Source organism: Streptococcus mitis, from assembly GCF_002005545.1.
GTDB classification, from domain to species: Bacteria; Bacillota; Bacilli; order Lactobacillales; family Streptococcaceae; genus Streptococcus; species Streptococcus mitis_I.
The window spans coordinates 2579-18405 of sequence record NZ_LBMT01000001.1; the positions used below are offsets into that span (position 1 = coordinate 2579).

14 protein-coding genes are annotated in these 15827 nt (G+C 42.3%); 8 read left to right on the top strand and 6 right to left on the bottom strand.

Annotated features, from left to right (window positions below):
• From QS39_RS10945 to QS39_RS00015, 3 genes are all read right to left on the bottom strand, one after another.
• The coding region (locus QS39_RS10945; RefSeq protein ID WP_180374975.1) for a Rib/alpha-like domain-containing protein at positions 1–2876 on the bottom strand (2876 nt) is incomplete at its 3' end.
• Between the two features lies 1 nt (position 2877).
• A complete protein-coding gene (locus QS39_RS11480) occupies positions 2878–4089 on the bottom strand; it encodes an accessory Sec-dependent serine-rich glycoprotein adhesin (RefSeq protein WP_077804247.1) in 1212 nt (403 codons plus the stop codon).
• A gap of 1096 nt (positions 4090–5185) precedes the next feature.
• Positions 5186–6730, bottom strand: coding sequence for a peptide chain release factor 3 (locus tag QS39_RS00015; protein ID WP_077804248.1), 1545 nt, complete (start codon positions 6728–6730; stop codon positions 5186–5188).
• Between the two features lie 234 nt (positions 6731–6964).
• On the opposite strand from QS39_RS00015, the gene QS39_RS00020 reads away from it, so the two are divergent.
• From QS39_RS00020 to nusB, 8 genes are all read left to right on the top strand, one after another.
• Positions 6965–7216, top strand: coding sequence for a hypothetical protein (locus tag QS39_RS00020; RefSeq protein WP_000471832.1), 252 nt, complete (start codon positions 6965–6967; stop codon positions 7214–7216).
• 129 nt (positions 7217–7345) lie between these two features.
• Complete coding sequence (locus tag QS39_RS00030) at positions 7346–7561, top strand: DUF4160 domain-containing protein (RefSeq protein ID WP_031228002.1); 216 nt, start codon at positions 7346–7348, stop codon at positions 7559–7561.
• 384 nt (positions 7562–7945) lie between these two features.
• Positions 7946–8248, top strand: coding sequence for an Asp-tRNA(Asn)/Glu-tRNA(Gln) amidotransferase subunit GatC (gatC, locus tag QS39_RS00035; protein ID WP_045617614.1), 303 nt, complete (start codon positions 7946–7948; stop codon positions 8246–8248).
• Positions 8248–9714: an Asp-tRNA(Asn)/Glu-tRNA(Gln) amidotransferase subunit GatA gene (gatA, locus tag QS39_RS00040; protein WP_077804250.1), complete on the top strand. Its 1467-nt coding sequence runs from the start codon at positions 8248–8250 to the stop codon at positions 9712–9714. Before gatC ends, gatA begins: the two co-directional genes overlap by 1 nt.
• A complete protein-coding gene (gatB, locus tag QS39_RS00045; RefSeq protein WP_077804251.1) occupies positions 9714–11156 on the top strand; it encodes an Asp-tRNA(Asn)/Glu-tRNA(Gln) amidotransferase subunit GatB in 1443 nt (480 codons plus the stop codon). The genes gatA and gatB overlap by 1 nt, the downstream gene beginning before the upstream one ends.
• Positions 11157–11286: 130 nt before the next feature.
• The gene (gene efp, locus QS39_RS00050; RefSeq protein WP_000568643.1) at positions 11287–11847 is read left to right on the top strand and encodes an elongation factor P; all 561 of its coding nucleotides are present in this window, start codon (positions 11287–11289) and stop codon (positions 11845–11847) included.
• Positions 11848–11868: 21 nt separating this feature from the next.
• Positions 11869–12258 carry an Asp23/Gls24 family envelope stress response protein gene (locus tag QS39_RS00055; protein WP_070528853.1) on the top strand — a complete coding sequence of 130 codons (390 nt, stop codon included), beginning with the start codon at positions 11869–11871 and terminating at the stop codon, positions 12256–12258.
• Positions 12251–12676 carry a transcription antitermination factor NusB gene (gene nusB / locus QS39_RS00060; protein WP_077804252.1) on the top strand — a complete coding sequence of 142 codons (426 nt, stop codon included), beginning with the start codon at positions 12251–12253 and terminating at the stop codon, positions 12674–12676. The genes QS39_RS00055 and nusB overlap by 8 nt, the downstream gene beginning before the upstream one ends.
• Positions 12677–12789: 113 nt before the next feature.
• Here nusB and QS39_RS00065 read toward each other — a convergent pair whose 3' ends face one another.
• The 3 genes from QS39_RS00065 to accC are packed head-to-tail and all read right to left on the bottom strand — an operon-like array spanning position 12790 to position 15824.
• Positions 12790–13557, bottom strand: coding sequence for an acetyl-CoA carboxylase carboxyl transferase subunit alpha (locus QS39_RS00065; protein WP_077804253.1), 768 nt, complete (start codon positions 13555–13557; stop codon positions 12790–12792).
• The gene (accD, locus tag QS39_RS00070; RefSeq protein ID WP_077804254.1) at positions 13554–14420 is read right to left on the bottom strand and encodes an acetyl-CoA carboxylase, carboxyltransferase subunit beta; all 867 of its coding nucleotides are present in this window, start codon (positions 14418–14420) and stop codon (positions 13554–13556) included. Before accD ends, QS39_RS00065 begins: the two co-directional genes overlap by 4 nt.
• Positions 14421–14456: 36 nt before the next feature.
• A complete protein-coding gene (gene accC / locus QS39_RS00075) occupies positions 14457–15824 on the bottom strand; it encodes an acetyl-CoA carboxylase biotin carboxylase subunit (RefSeq protein ID WP_077804255.1) in 1368 nt (455 codons plus the stop codon).
• Positions 15825–15827 lie beyond the last annotated feature (3 nt).

A 15827-nucleotide genomic window follows, 5' to 3' on the forward strand; every position in this document is an offset into this window, starting at 1 on the left:
GCACTTGTTGAGGCTGAGGTAGACGCTACGGCACTTGTGCTTGCTGATTCTGATTTATATACTTTGTCAGAAACCGTTGCATCTTGGTTATAAACAGTTGGTTCATATGGTTGACTACCAGACGCTACTCTAGCATTATCCTTATAGTAGACCGTTGCAACACCATTAGGAGCCACTTCAATGCTTGAAATACGTTCGCGACCGTTTGGAATCACCTTATCATGAGCTTTTCTAATTTCTTCTTTAACTTTTTCTTTATCAGCATCCGTTAAAGCATTCTTATTCTTCACTTCAGTAACAGCGATTGCCGGTTTCTTGAATAAGTTTTCCAATTTATCCTGCTGGATTCCAAAGTTTTCAGAAGCAGGATTTCCACTCGGGTCAATAGCCTCAACCTGACGAGACCATCTATTACCATCTCTATAAGTAAGATTACTATTTGCAGTAGCTGTCACAGTAATGGTCGTACGATCATCACTCGTCGTTGTAGTAATATTTGAAATTTTACCACTACCCCATTCAGCTCTACCCTCAAAGAAATCTGTTAAATCCGTACCATTTCCTCGCATTTTCAAGGAAGCAAGCTTGCCACTATTATCTTTACCAGTAAAGGTTACTTCAATCGTATCACCCGCATAGAATTTATAGCGTCCTGCGCCATCTTTTTCCGGTGTCTTTCCATTAACCTTAACGGTGTAAGTAACAGTTGGTGCTACATCTTCTTTAGTAATACTCGTAGAAGTTAGGTCAGAAGTAAGAGTCTCTGTGCCTCCAGCAGGAGTCGTTACAATCTTCTCTTGTTTAACCGTTACGTCTCCCGTTGGAAGCAAGCCGTTATTAGCATTGTAAGCCTTTTCGAGATCTTTTGGCGTGAAGGTCAGCCTTGTATCGTTAGGTCCAGCTTCCTTAGTGAATGTCTTATCACCGATTGTCAAGGTCACTGTCGCTCCTGGTGTTACATCTGTAACTGTAATACTACGGTTCGGCAGACCTCCTTGTAGCTTCACTTGACTATCTGCGATTTGTGGTGGTTTTGGTCTAACTTTGATGGTTACAGGAACGGTGTCACTACTATTGTCCCCAGTTTGAGCTCCTTTAGGTAAGGTAACTGTGACATCTTTCTTATAAATCCCTGGAGTACTTACTGTGCTAGCATCTGGTGCAGATACCCATCTGTAGGTAGTTCTGGTAGCTTCCTCTGGACCACTAGGAATCGACACACCATCTCTAGAATTCTTAATCGCCTTGCCTGGGTCATTAATAATCTCATTCAAAGGTCCTGTATTCCCAACTGTTGTAACATACTCTTGCTTGGCTACTGGATCAACTACCGTATAGTCAAATGTTGTTTCGCTTGTCAGAGCCCGATCGTTAGCTGATGGAGTTCCGAAGCGACCTGTTGGATAGACAGCTGTCACAGTATAGGTCGTCTTGTGACTTACAGGATCCGGCCAACTTGAATTCTCCTTGGTTGTATACCATACTTCACCAAACGTGTCTCTGCCAACAGCAGTTGTTTTCTCCGGATCTGTACCATTTAAACGATACTTATAGAACCATTTAACCTCGCTACTTTCAGCTTTCAAATCATTGAGATTTGTATATCCCTCTATATTTCTACCATATGGATTAGCCCAGCCTCCGTCGACTTTACTAAGGCCTGATCCTTGCGTTCCTTTAAATGCAAAGAACTTACCTGTGACTCCATTCGCGGTTTTTGTCTCAATCTTTGGATAAACGGTATAGTTGTATGTTAAATCCGTGGTAGTTTTATCTGGATGAGTTACAGTTACTGTTGCAGTCCGAGTCCCTACTGCCATTGTAGGAGCTTGACCGTGTTTCCATGCAACTGTTGTTCCCTTAGGGAAGTTCGCCACTCCGCCAACTGGGCGCACAAGACTGCTTGGATTCACACTAGACACCGACTCATTGCTTACTGCATAGAAGTGCTCCGTTGTCTTCTCTACACCATACTTAACATTGTTTGTGACTGTATCCGTGGTTCTATCACGATAAGTAATGGTAACATCTCCATTATTAGCTACACTGATCGAACCTTCTTCAGATCCTTTTTTGTAGTCACTTGTTCCTGTACCTGAAATAAGATCGGCATTGGCCGCTTTAAAGTTAGCCAACACTTGGTCTTTTTCCTTCTGACTCAGATTTCTCGGATCATTAACTGCAACACTAGCACCTTTCGCAGGATCTTGTCGGTCATTAAATCCTTTGACTGTGATAGTTATAGTCTTATATGTCCCTTCTGCGTTAGGGTTAGGACTCGTTGCACCAATTTGATAAGAATAGGTTTTCCCAACTGTCGCAGAAGCCGTTCCGTTCCCAACAGTTCCTAAAAGCGCAGCTGTTATATTATCGTAATAACCAGGAACACCTTTACTAGGGCCTACAACATCCACACCAGGGATAGGGTCAGCACCTGTCTTATCCCATAAGTTTATACTAGTTTTAGAATGCCCTCTGGATATTCGGATAACATTTTCAATTTTATCATCATTGTATACCGTTATATTCTCGTTATCAGCTGTTATAGTTGGTGCATTCGAAACCGCCCTTGATTGGGGACCTCGAACTCTTCCACCTTGACCAGTCGATACAGATACAGAATGAACTTCCGAGTAATTTCCGCTAGTACTTTCAGAAATCGGTGCTGAACTTGTCCCTACTTGTATTCGAGTTCCTGAACCATTGCTATTGTCATCAAGTTTAGCGCTAACAACTACCGTACCGTCTAAATTACCACCCGACCCTGATGCATGTCTGTAATTATATGTAACCTCCGAGCCACTCCGGTGAGTTTCTTCCATTGAAATACCATTAAAAGTGACACTTTGAACATGAACTCCTTTGCCTTCTGCCACCTTAACACCGGTATATATGAAGCGGACTCCATGCATTCAGTTTGATAGTCCATCTAGCAATTTTAGTTTGAGGATCATAATTAGAGGCGGAAACTGTAGAAATTAAATTTTTACGAACTGGTCCAAAAGCTCTAAAACCACTGCCGTCCTGTAGTTTTTCTCCATTACGCGCATCTCTCGCCCCCGATCTGCTACGTAAAACTGCATTAGCAATCGAATTACGAGCAGAGGTCGCTAGTTTTACAGTTTCGGTCAAATCTGCCTTAGGATTAGCAAGAGCTGTCTCGATAGCAGTCACCGCAGCATTCACTTTTGCTATAGCTGCATCACTATTAGGTAAACCAGCTGCTTTTGCTAGGTACTCACCCATTTCAGCTGAAAGTTTGGTTAACTTCTTACGATTTTCATCCTGTTGTTTAGCTGAAACTTCCGATGTTGCTATGGCACCAGCAGTTACTCCCGCCAAACTTGTTAATTCTGCATTTCTAGCTGTCAAAGATGTCTCTGACTTAGCCGCATCCAATACAGGAGCGGAAAAATTAGAATTCGACAACCCTTGATTCGCAATCGATGCAGATTCTGATTGTCCAGAAGTTTCAACACTAGTAGCGCTAGTAGCAGCCGAACTACCCCCAGAATTAACCATCAACTGACTAGAACTTACAGAAGTACTTGCTGACACACTAGCTGAAGCTGAAGCACTTGTCGACGCACTAACAGAAGCCGAAGTACTTGCTGACATACTTGCAGAGGCACTAATACTCACTGATTGGCTAGTAGAGCTCGATGCTGAAGTAGATACACTCTCGCTTTCTGAGTGTGATAAACTTACCGAATTTTCTGAATTTTCTTGTGATGCCGACCCGAGAACAACTGTATCATTGGCAACTAGAACATCCGATGACTCTAATGTCTTTTCAAGGGCAACTGCATCATTGGCATGAACAGTAGTTTGTGTTGCCACTGCTCCGCCTAATACAGCTCCTGTAGCTGCCAGTCCCCTTATGATATCGAGGCCTGTAATCGTATTGCTCGTTTGGTTTTCAACCACTTCGGTCATAACCTGAGTAGTGTCAACACTACCACGGAAAACCTTGAACAAACCAAATAAGGAGGTTGAAGCCCGCAGCCAATGCTTACCGGATTTCACCAACTTATAGCGGGTCACGCGATCAGTTTCACGATATTGACCCTCTTGACGTCTGAAAAACATTTATTTTTTTCCTCCAAAAAAAGTACTACATTAGTTAGCTTAATGCAATCGTTTCCTATTATACACAAATTATCATAGTAAGTCAACTTGTTTTTTAGTGTATTTTGCTAAAAAAAAAAAGCATTTTCTGCTTGGTTTTGCATGTAGGTTCCATTGATAAATGCAGTTAATATACTAGCAAACCGAATCCCTCATTGACTAGGCTCTAAATAAAGAGAAATCCATTATTTTTACCGACGAATACGTCATACTTATCCAAAATTAAAAAGAGCATCATTTTCCTTTGAATAGACATATATATTATATATTATCCAAAGAACTCTTCGCTGTTTTCATTATGATTAAGAGATAGTAAATTTCAAAGTATATAGTTTATCTAGGATATTTCTTGAGCAAGCTGACAAGCAAAAAGGTTGCACTTTAGTAATGCAAATAGCTCGACCTACTAACTCTTATAAAAAAATCCCACAATGCCATAAGGAAAAAGCCCATGAATATAGCATTCCTGGACTTCTCTTATTAGAATATTTAGATCAACCAACATAAAGGTTAGAGATTGTTATACTAGGACACGGAGTTTGGCAAATCGATTCCATTTACAAAACGTAGTTAGTAAAGCAGTTAGCTAGTTCGCTTCCTTACCATTACGACGAAAAAATCCATAGAAACTTGGCGTTAGCTACTTAGAATGTTACACAATCAAATAAATTTTCTGAACTACGACACGGAGTTTGGCAAATCGATCATATTTGCTAAACGTAGTTAATGAGACAGTTAGCTAGACCACTCACTACCCCTTACGACGGAAAAATCCACGAATCGATACCATTCGTGGATTTTTCCTAGTGAAGCGTTTAGGTAGACCGCCATAGCGGTTACCTATTATTAGATTACAACACTGAGTTTTATAAATCGATTTCATTTGCCAAACGTAGTTAGCAAAGCAGTTAGCTAGACTGCTCACTACCAGTTACGACGTAAAGTTTTACGAATCGATATTATTCGTAAAACTTTACTAGTGGAGCGCCTAGCCAAGTTCCATAGAAACTTGGCGTTAGTTACTTAGATTGTTATACAATCAAGTAACTTTGGCGATCTACATCTTCTCTTCCAATTCTACGTCTGGATACTTATCCGCAAACCAGCGGAGGGCGAAGTCGTTTTCAAAGAGGAAGACTGGTTGGTCAAAACGGTCTTTAGCCAAGATATTGCGGCTTGATGACATCCGTTCATCCAAGTCCTCAGGCTTGATCCAACGAACGGTCTTTTTACCCATTGGGCTCATAACCACTTCCGCATTGTACTCACCTTCCATACGGTGTTTAAAGACTTCAAACTGGAGTTGACCTACAGCCCCTAGCATGTACTCGCCTGTTTGGTAATTCTTATAAAGCTGAATGGCTCCCTCTTGCACCAATTGCTCAATCCCCTTGTGGAAGGATTTTTGCTTCATAACATTCTTAGCAGAAACTTTCATGAAAATTTCAGGGGTAAAGGTTGGTAGTGGTTCAAATTCAAACTTGTTTTTTCCAACCGTCAAGGTATCCCCAACCTGATAAGTACCTGTATCATAGACCCCGATAATATCACCTGCCACGGCATTGGTCACATTCTCACGACTTTCCGCCATAAACTGAGTAACATTAGACAGTTTGGCACCCTTACCAGTACGAGGCAGGTTGACACTCATACCACGCTCAAATTCGCCTGATACGATACGAACAAAGGCGATACGGTCACGGTGACGAGGATCCATGTTGGCTTGGATTTTAAAGACAAATCCTGAGAAATCCTTGTCATAAGGATCCACAATTTCTCCGTCTGTTTTCTTGTGACCATGAGGTTCTGGAGCAAACTTGAGGAAGGTTTCAAGGAAGGTCTGCACACCAAAGTTAGTAAGGGCTGAACCGAAGAAGACAGGTGTCAATTCTCCAGCAAGGATAGCTTCCTCTGAAAACTCATTTCCAGCTTCATTTAAAAGTTCAATATCATCCTTGACTTGCTCATAGAAAGGATTGCTGCCAAAAAGCTTGTCCCCATCTTCTAAACTGGCAAAACGCTCATCCCCTTTGTAGAGCTCCAAGCGTTGGTTATAGAGGTCATACAAGCCTTCAAAGGCTTTCCCCATCCCGATTGGCCAGTTCATTGGGTAGCTAGCAATGCCCAAGACTTCTTCCAATTCTTGCAAGAGGTCCAGTGGCTCACGTCCGTCACGGTCTAGCTTGTTCATAAAGGTAAAGACTGGAATGCCACGGTGTTTGACAACCTCAAACAATTTCTTAGTTTGGGCCTCGATACCCTTGGCAGAGTCCACAACCATGACCGCAGCATCCACCGCCATCAAGGTACGATAGGTATCTTCTGAGAAGTCCTCATGCCCTGGCGTGTCGAGGATATTGACGCGCTTGCCATCATAGTCAAACTGCATCACAGATGAAGTAACGGAAATCCCACGTTGCTTCTCGATATCCATCCAGTCAGACTTGGCAAAAGTCCCTGTTTTCTTTCCTTTTACAGTGCCAGCCTCACGAATCTCGCCCCCAAAGTAGAGCAGTTGCTCAGTGATGGTTGTTTTCCCCGCGTCCGGGTGAGAGATGATGGCAAAGGTACGACGTTTCTTAATTTCTTTTTGAATATTCATAAGTTCTCTTTCTTTGATTCTCTATTTTTCTTGTTTCGATATCTAAGAATGATTTTTACATTGGATTTTACCATTCCTTTCAACACTCCATTATATCGAATTTTAGCATTTTTTTCAATTTCTATTTTATGTTAGACTATACTTGAATAAAAGCTATTCCTTATAGTAAAATATATCGAAAACCGTGACAATTCTAGCAAAAATGATATAATAAAACAAAAAGGAGATATAATCATGTTCAAAGAATTTGGTGTAACTAATTTAGAAGTGACAAAAGATGATATTTACAAGAATCCAAATAACCCTATTTTGCGCATGTATGATGACGATGAATTAATTGGAACCTTTAGTATTCTAACTGGAGAAGTATTGGAAAATTTGGACTTGGCAGACTATGACATTCGTTTTGCTCAAAAGCAAATTGAGTTAAATCGCGATAACTACCTTGAAACATGGAAGGACTACGTTGGACTACTACATGCCTAAATATTCTTTCTTAATACTCTTCAAAAATCAAATTCAAACCACGTCAGCGTCGGCTTGTCGTACTCAAGTACTGCCTGCGCCTAGCTTTCTAGTTTGCTCTTTGATTTTTATTGAGTATAAAAGTATGGTATTGAAATTCGTCCTAACGAACATAACCATAAAGGTCAAAAAGCGCATATTCACATTTATATCCACGGAGAAGAGGTCGGCTCAATGTTTCTGAACGGTGAACTGAGAGATGGTAAAGTAAAAGCAAAAGACCTAAAAATAATCAGGCAATATGTTTTAGAAAATGCAGATGAACTTCAGGCTTTATGGAATGAATACCAAAAGAGTGCATATTAAAACCAAAAAATCTTAGTTTGCTAATGCACAATAGACAAAACTAGCAAGCAATTTTAATGCCTGCTACTCAGTTTCTACTCAACTTATCCAAATACTAGGGAGCCTAATTCCCCTTGCAATTTTTCAATAAATGTTACAATAAATATAGAAAAAGATGTTGCGACAACAACACCCCACAGAGCCGTTTAAGACGGTGGCTGTAATTACATAACTAAAAAATAGCTCGTTAACTCACCAAAGTTAGGACGGCTATTTTTTTGTCTATTTTAAAAACCTCTTTCTCGACTTGCCAGATGTCTTTTTTCACCTTTCCCTCCCTTATTTATAGGAAAATATGGTAAAATAGAACAGACTAAAAATCATCATTTCACGAAAGGATGCAAGATGAAAATTACGCAAGAAGAGGTAACACACGTTGCCAATCTTTCAAAATTAAGATTCTCTGAAGAAGAAACTGCTGCCTTTGCGACTACCTTGTCTAAGATTGTTGACATGGTTGAATTGCTAGGCGAAGTTGACACAACTGGTATCGCACCTACTACAACCATGGCTGACCGTAAGACCGTACTCCGCCCTGATGTGGCCGAAGAAGGAACAGACCGTGATCGCTTGTTTAAAAACGTACCTGAAAAAGACAACTACTATATCAAGGTACCAGCTATCCTAGACGATGGAGGAGATGCCTAATGACTTTTAACAATAAAACCATTGAAGACTTGCACAATCTCCTTGTTTCTAAGGAAATTTCTGCAACTGAATTAACCCAAGCAACGCTTGAAGATATCCAATCTCGCGAGACAGCTATCAACGCTTTTGTCACCATCGCTGAGGAGCAGGCTCTTGCTAAAGCCAAAGCCATTGATGAAGCTGGAATTGATGCTGATAATGTCCTTTCAGGAATTCCACTTGCTGTTAAGGATAACATCTCTACAGACGGCATCCTCACAACTGCTGCCTCAAAAATGCTCTACAACTATGAGCCTATCTTTGACGCGACAGCCGTTGCCAATGCAAAGGCTAAGGGCATGATTGTCGTAGGAAAAACTAACATGGATGAGTTTGCCATGGGTGGATCAGGTGAGACTTCTCACTATGGTGCCACTAAAAATGCTTGGGATCAAGGCAAAGTTCCTGGTGGATCATCAAGTGGTTCTGCCGCAGCCGTAGCTTCTGGGCAAGTCCGCTTGTCACTTGGTTCTGATACTGGTGGTTCCATCCGCCAACCTGCTGCCTTCAACGGAATCGTTGGTCTCAAACCAACCTACGGAACGGTTTCTCGTTTCGGTCTCATTGCCTTCGGTAGCTCATTAGACCAAATCGGACCTTTCGCACCAACTGTTAAGGAAAATGCCCTCTTGCTCAACGCTATTGCCAGCCAAGACGCTAAAGACTCTACTTCTGCTCCTATCCGCATCGCTGACTTCACTTCAAAAATCGGTCAAGACATTAAGGGCATGAAAATTGCGTTGCCTAAGGAATACCTTGGTGAAGGAATTGACCCAGAGGTTAAGGAAACCATTCTGAATGCCGCTAAACACTTTGAAAAACTTGGTGCTATTGTCGAAGAAGTCAGCCTTCCTCACTCTAAATACGGTGTTGCCGTCTACTACATCATCGCTTCATCTGAAGCTTCATCAAACTTGCAACGCTTTGACGGTATCCGTTACGGCTATCGTGCAGAGGATGCGACAAACCTTGATGAAATCTATGTAAACAGCCGTAGCCAAGGTTTCGGTGAAGAGGTGAAACGTCGTATCATGCTGGGTACTTTCAGTCTTTCATCAGGTTACTATGACGCCTACTATAAGAAAGCTGGTCAGGTTCGTACACTCATCATTCAAGATTTCGAAAAAGTCTTCGCGGATTACGACTTGATTTTGGGTCCAACTGCTCCAAGTGTTGCTTATGACTTGGACTCACTCAACCATGACCCAGTTGCCATGTACTTGGCTGACCTTTTGACCATCCCAGTCAACTTGGCTGGTCTCCCAGGAATTTCGATTCCAGCTGGATTCTCTCAAGGTCTACCTGTCGGTCTCCAATTGATTGGTCCTAAGTATTCTGAGGAAACCATTTACCAAGCTGCTGCTGTTTTTGAAGCAACAACAGACTACCACAAACAACAACCCGTGATTTTTGGAGGTGACAACTAATGAACTTTGAAACAGTCATTGGACTTGAAGTCCACGTAGAGCTCAACACCAATTCAAAAATCTTCTCACCTACTTCTGCCCACTTTGGAAATGACCAAAATGCCAACACCAACGTGATTGACTGGTCTTTCCCAGGAGTTCTACCAGTTCTCAATAAAGGTGTTGTCGATGCCGGTATCAAGGCTGCTCTTGCCCTCAACATGAACATCCATAAGAAGATGCACTTTGACCGCAAGAACTACTTCTATCCGGATAACCCTAAAGCCTACCAAATTTCTCAGTTTGATGAGCCAATCGGTTATAACGGCTGGATTGAAGTCGAGCTAGAAGATGGTACAACTAAGAAAATCGGTATCGAACGTGCCCACCTAGAAGAAGACGCTGGTAAAAACACCCACGGTACAGATGGCTACTCTTATGTCGACCTCAACCGCCAAGGGGTGCCATTGATTGAGATTGTATCTGAAGCGGACATGCGCTCACCAGAAGAAGCCTACGCTTATCTAATTGCCCTCAAGGAAGTCATCCAGTACGCTGGTATTTCTGACGTTAAGATGGAAGAAGGTTCTATGCGTGTGGATGCCAATATTTCTCTTCGTCCTTATGGTCAAGAAAAATTCGGTACCAAGACTGAGTTGAAAAACCTCAACTCCTTCTCTAACGTCCGTAAGGGGCTTGAATACGAAGTCCAACGTCAAGCTGAAATCCTTCGCTCAGGTGGTCAAATCCGCCAAGAAACACGCCGTTACGATGAAGCTAACAAGGCAACCATCCTCATGCGTGTCAAGGAAGGAGCTGCAGACTACCGCTACTTCCCAGAACCAGACCTACCACTCTTTGAAATCTCAGACGAGTGGATCGAGGAAATGCGTGCTGAATTGCCAGAGTTTCCAAAAGAACGCCGTGCGCGCTACGTATCTGACCTTGGCTTGTCAGACTACGATGCCAGCCAGTTGACTGCTAATAAAGTCACTTCTGACTTCTTTGAGAAAGCTGTTGCCCTCGGTGGCGATGCCAAGCAAGTCTCAAACTGGCTCCAAGGTGAAGTTGCTCAGTTCTTGAACGCTGAAGGCAAAACGCTGGAACAAATCGAATTGACACCAGAAAACTTGGTTGAAATGATTGCCATCATCGAAGACGGCACGATCTCTTCTAAGATTGCTAAGAAAGTCTTTGTCCACCTAGCTAAAAATGGCGGTGGCGCGCGTGAATACGTGGAAAAAGCTGGCATGGTTCAAATCTCAGATCCAGCTGTTTTGATTCCAATTATCCACCAAGTCTTTGCGGACAACGAAGCCGCAGTTGCCGACTTCAAGTCAGGAAAACGTAACGCAGACAAGGCCTTCACAGGATTCCTTATGAAAGCAACCAAAGGCCAAGCCAACCCACAAGTTGCCCTTAAACTTCTTGCCCAAGAATTGGCGAAGTTGAAAGAAGATTAATATGTAAAAGAAACCAGCCCTGAGGTTGGTTTTTTCGCTCCTACCATGTCCCAATAACTATTTTGGCTTTATTTCCAGAAGATTTTATGGTAAAATGAAGAGTAATAATATTTATTAAAGAGGTAAAAACATGATTGAAGCAAGCAAATTGAAAGCTGGTATGACATTTGAAACTGCAGACGGAAAATTAATCCGCGTTTTGGAAGCTAGCCACCACAAACCAGGTAAAGGAAACACAATCATGCGTATGAAATTGCGTGATGTCCGTACTGGTTCTACATTTGATACAAGCTACCGTCCAGAAGAAAAATTCGAACAAGCTATTATCGAAACTGTTCCAGCTCAATACTTGTACAAAATGGATGAAACTGCCTACTTCATGAACACTGAAACTTACGACCAATACGAAATCCCAGTCGTGAACGTTGAAAATGAATTGCTTTACATCCTTGAAAACTCTGATGTTAAAATCCAATTCTACGGAACTGAAGTAATCGGTGTAACTGTACCAACTACTGTTGAATTGACAGTTGCTGAAACACAACCATCTATCAAAGGTGCTACTGTTACAGGTTCTGGTAAACCAGCAACAATGGAAACTGGACTTGTTGTCAACGTTCCTGACTTCATCGAAGCTGGACAAAAATTGATCATCAACACTGCAGAAGGAACTTACGTTTCTCGTGCCTAATCTCTAGAAAGAGGTCATTCTATGGGAACTGAAGAACAATTTGGCGAAATCGTTATCGCTCCACGTGTACTTGAAAAAATCATTGCCATCGCAACTGCTAAAGTTGATGGTGTCCATTCATTTTCAAATAAATCCGTATCTGATACCCTATCAAAACTCTCTCTTGGTCGTGGCGTCTACTTAAAAGAAAGCAACGAAGAACTAACTGCTGACATCTACCTTTATCTTGAGTACGGTGTGAAAGTACCAAAAGTTGCTCTTGCTATTCAAAAAGCAGTCAAAGATGCTGTCCGTGATATGGCTGATGTGGAACTTGCTGCTGTTAACATCCATGTTGCAGGAATCGTTCCAGATAAAACACCAAAACCTGAGTTGAAAGATCTATTTAACGAGGACTTCCTCAATGACTAGCCCATTATTAGAATCTAGACGCGAACTTCGTAAATGCGCTTTTCAAGCTCTTATGAGCCTTGAATTCGGTACAGATATGGAAACGGCTTGTCACTTTGCCTACACGCATGACCGTGAAGATGCAGATGTGCAAATCCCTGCCTTTCTTCTGAACTTGGTTTCTGGCGTTCAAGCTCAAAAAGACGAGTTGGATAGACAAATCAACCAGCACCTCAAGTCAGGCTGGACAGTTGAACGCTTGACCTTGGTCGAAAAAAACTTACTACGCTTGGGTATCTTTGAAATCACTTCATTTGATACACCTCAGCTGGTAGCAGTCAATGAAGCTATTGAACTTGCCAAGAATTTTTCAGATCAAAAATCAGCCCGCTTTATCAACGGCCTGCTTAGTCAATTTGTAACTGAAGAAAATGAATAATCGAAAAGGTGTTTGGTCTTCCAAGCACCTTTTACTTCGTCCTTGATACAGAGTAAGAACCACATAAAAACTAGAACTGACTGCCAGTTCTAGTTTTTATGTATTCTGAGGTATTAGTATTTTCTAAATCGTTGGTAACGTTCTTCCAACAACTCTTCTAGCGGTTTTTGTGAAAGTAAAGCTAGTTCAGTTTGGAGTTCTTTCTTGACACTCTTAATCAGTTCTTTACTAGAAAGTCCTGCTTCAGAAATCACCTTGTCCACCACGTCCATTTCTAGCAGCTCATGCGAAGTGATTTTCATCAGTTCTGCCGCTTCCATGGCACGAGTGCCGTCCTTCCATAGAATGGAAGCAAAACCTTCTGGACTGAGAATAGCATAAATAGAATTTTCCAGCATCCAAACACGGTCCGCAACGGCCAGAGCCAGAGCTCCACCTGAACCACCTTCACCGATAATGATGGCGATAATCGGAACTTTCAGATCACTCATTTCCATGAGATTGCGAGCAATAGCTTCTCCCTGACCACGTTCTTCCGCTCCCACACCAGGATAGGCACCTGCAGTATTGATAAAGGTCACAACTGGACGGCCAAACTTTTCAGCTTGTTTCATCAAACGCAAGGCCTTGCGATAGCCTTCTGGATGCGGTTGTCCAAAATTCCGTTTGAGGTTGTCTTGTAAGCTCTTGCCTTTTTGGATACCAACCACTGTTACAGCTTGATCTCCAAGCCAGCCAATACCACCAACAACTGCACCATCATCACGAAAAAAACGGTCACCGTGTAATTGGATAAAGTCATCAAAAATGCCTGCCGCAAAGTCCAAGGTTGTCAAGCGACTCTGCTCACGCGCTTCTCTGACTATTTTTGCAATATTCATCTAGGACCACCTCCATGCAATCTGACTAGGCTAGCAATCGTATCTGGTAAGTCTCTTCTTTTGACAATAGCATCCACAAAGCCATGTTCCAATAGGAATTCTGCCTTTTGGAAATCCTCAGGCAAGCTTTCACGAACCGTGTTTTCAATGACACGACGCCCAGCAAAACCGACCAAACTCTGTGGTTCAGCTAAAATGATATCGCCTTCCATAGCGAAAGAAGCTGTTACACCACCTGTCGTTGGATCTGTCAAAATGGTCAGGTAAAAGAGACCAGCATTTGAATGGCGCTTAACTGCTGCAGAGATCTTGGCCATCTGCATAAGACTCATGATTCCTTCCTGCATACGGGCCCCACCAGAGGCTGTGAAGAGAACAACTGGCAATTTTTCGACAGTCGCATACTCAAACAAACGAGTGATTTTTTCCCCTACAACTGTACCCATAGAAGCCATGATAAAATTGGAATCCATAATCCCAAGAGCCACAGTCTGACCTTTAATAAGAGCTGTTCCTGTCACAACGGCTTCGTCCAGACCAGTTTTTTCACGCATAATTGCTAGTTTCTTTTGATAACCAGGGAAATGCAAGGGATCCTTGCTTTCAATCCCTGTAAACAATTCCTTGAAGGTTCCCATATCAATTGTCAAAGCCAAGCGTTCTTGGGCAGAAATACGAAAGGTATAGCTACAGTGCGGACAGATACGCTCACTTCCCAGATCCTTCTGATAAATGGTATGCTTACAGCCTGGACACTGGGAGAATAATTCATCTGGAACCTCCGGCTTGGCTTGAGATTTTTCCCTAACCGAACGATTGGGATTGATTCGAATATACTTATCTTTTTTACTAAATAGAGCCATTGATTCCCCTTTTCGGTTTAAACTCTTAAAGTCATTTTATTCTTTTTCTTGATATTTAGGTAAGAATGTTTCCATCAAGAAGGAAGTATCATAATCCCCAGCAATGACATTGCGATCTGAAATGAGGTCAAGCTGGAAATCTGCATTGGTCTGCACCCCTTCAATCTCTAATTCATAGAGGGCACGTTGCATTTTCATCAAGGCATCAAAACGATTTTCACCGTGAACGATAATTTTAGCAATCATACTATCATAATAAGGTGGAATGGTATAGCCTGGATAAACTGCTGAATCCACGCGCAAGCCAACTCCACCACTTGGCAGATGGAGATTAGTAATCTTACCTGGACTTGGAGCAAAGTTGAAGGCTGGATTTTCTGCATTGATACGACACTCGATGGCATGACCGCGTAGAACAATATCTTCTTGCTTAACAGACAAAGGCTGACCTGCCGCAATGCGAATCTGTTCCTTAACGATATCCACACCTGAAACAAACTCTGTTACCGGATGTTCCACCTGAACACGAGTATTCATCTCCATAAAATAGAATTTACCGCTAGCTTCATCAAGAAGAAACTCAATGGTCCCTGCATTTTCATAACCAACAGACTCTGCAGCTCGAACAGCAGCAGCACCGATTTCATGACGCAGCGTTTTTCCGATTGCAATCGAAGGACTTTCTTCCAAAACCTTTTGGTTATTCCGTTGAAGAGAACAATCCCGTTCACCTAAGTGAATCACATGTCCATGCTCATCTCCTAGGATTTGAACCTCAATATGGCGAGCTGGATAAATAACCCGTTCTATGTACATGGCACCATTGCCATAATTGGCCTTAGCTTCACTAGAGGCCGTTTCAAAGGCTGAAACGAGGTCTTCTGGTTTTTCAACCTTACGAATCCCTTTACCACCTCCACCTGCTGAAGCCTTGAGCATCACAGGGTAGCCAATTTTTTCAGCAACAATCAAAGCTTCCTCAGAGTTATGCACTTCTCCATCTGAACCTGGAATGACAGGCACACCAGCTTTGATCATCTGAGCACGCGCATTGATTTTGTCTCCCATCATATCCATGACATGACCAGATGGGCCGATAAACTTAATCCCCACCTCTTCACACATGGTTGCAAATTTGGAATTTTCACTGAGAAAACCAAAACCTGGGTGAATGGCTTCTGCTTCAGTCAAGACTGCAGCCGATAGAACCGCATTAATATTGAGATAAGACTCTGTTGCCTTGCCAGGACCGATACAAACTGCTTCATCTGCTAAAAGCGTATGAAGGGCTTCCTTATCAGCAGTTGAATAAACTGCCACCGTCGAAATGCCCAATTCACGCGCCGCACGGATAATACGAACCGCAATTTCACCACGATTGGCAATTAAAATTTTTCGAAACATGGA

What these genes read in the sequence shown, in the direction of transcription:
- QS39_RS00020 (WP_000471832.1), top strand. Translation starts at nt 6,965, where the DNA reads ATGTTCAAAGAATTTGGTGTAACTAATTTAGAAGTGACAAAAGATGAT.
- efp (WP_000568643.1), top strand. Translation starts at nt 11,287, where the DNA reads ATGATTGAAGCAAGCAAATTGAAAGCTGGTATGACATTTGAAACTGCA.
- accC (WP_077804255.1), bottom strand. Translation starts at nt 15,824, where the DNA reads ATGTTTCGAAAAATTTTAATTGCCAATCGTGGTGAAATTGCGGTTCGT.
- QS39_RS11480 (WP_077804247.1), bottom strand. Translation starts at nt 4,089, where the DNA reads ATGTTTTTCAGACGTCAAGAGGGTCAATATCGTGAAACTGATCGCGTG.
- gatC (WP_045617614.1), top strand. Translation starts at nt 7,946, where the DNA reads ATGAAAATTACGCAAGAAGAGGTAACACACGTTGCCAATCTTTCAAAA.
- QS39_RS00015 (WP_077804248.1), bottom strand. Translation starts at nt 6,730, where the DNA reads ATGAATATTCAAAAAGAAATTAAGAAACGTCGTACCTTTGCCATCATC.
- gatA (WP_077804250.1), top strand. Translation starts at nt 8,248, where the DNA reads ATGACTTTTAACAATAAAACCATTGAAGACTTGCACAATCTCCTTGTT.
- QS39_RS00055 (WP_070528853.1), top strand. Translation starts at nt 11,869, where the DNA reads ATGGGAACTGAAGAACAATTTGGCGAAATCGTTATCGCTCCACGTGTA.
- gatB (WP_077804251.1), top strand. Translation starts at nt 9,714, where the DNA reads ATGAACTTTGAAACAGTCATTGGACTTGAAGTCCACGTAGAGCTCAAC.
- nusB (WP_077804252.1), top strand. Translation starts at nt 12,251, where the DNA reads ATGACTAGCCCATTATTAGAATCTAGACGCGAACTTCGTAAATGCGCT.
- QS39_RS00065 (WP_077804253.1), bottom strand. Translation starts at nt 13,557, where the DNA reads ATGAATATTGCAAAAATAGTCAGAGAAGCGCGTGAGCAGAGTCGCTTG.
- accD (WP_077804254.1), bottom strand. Translation starts at nt 14,420, where the DNA reads ATGGCTCTATTTAGTAAAAAAGATAAGTATATTCGAATCAATCCCAAT.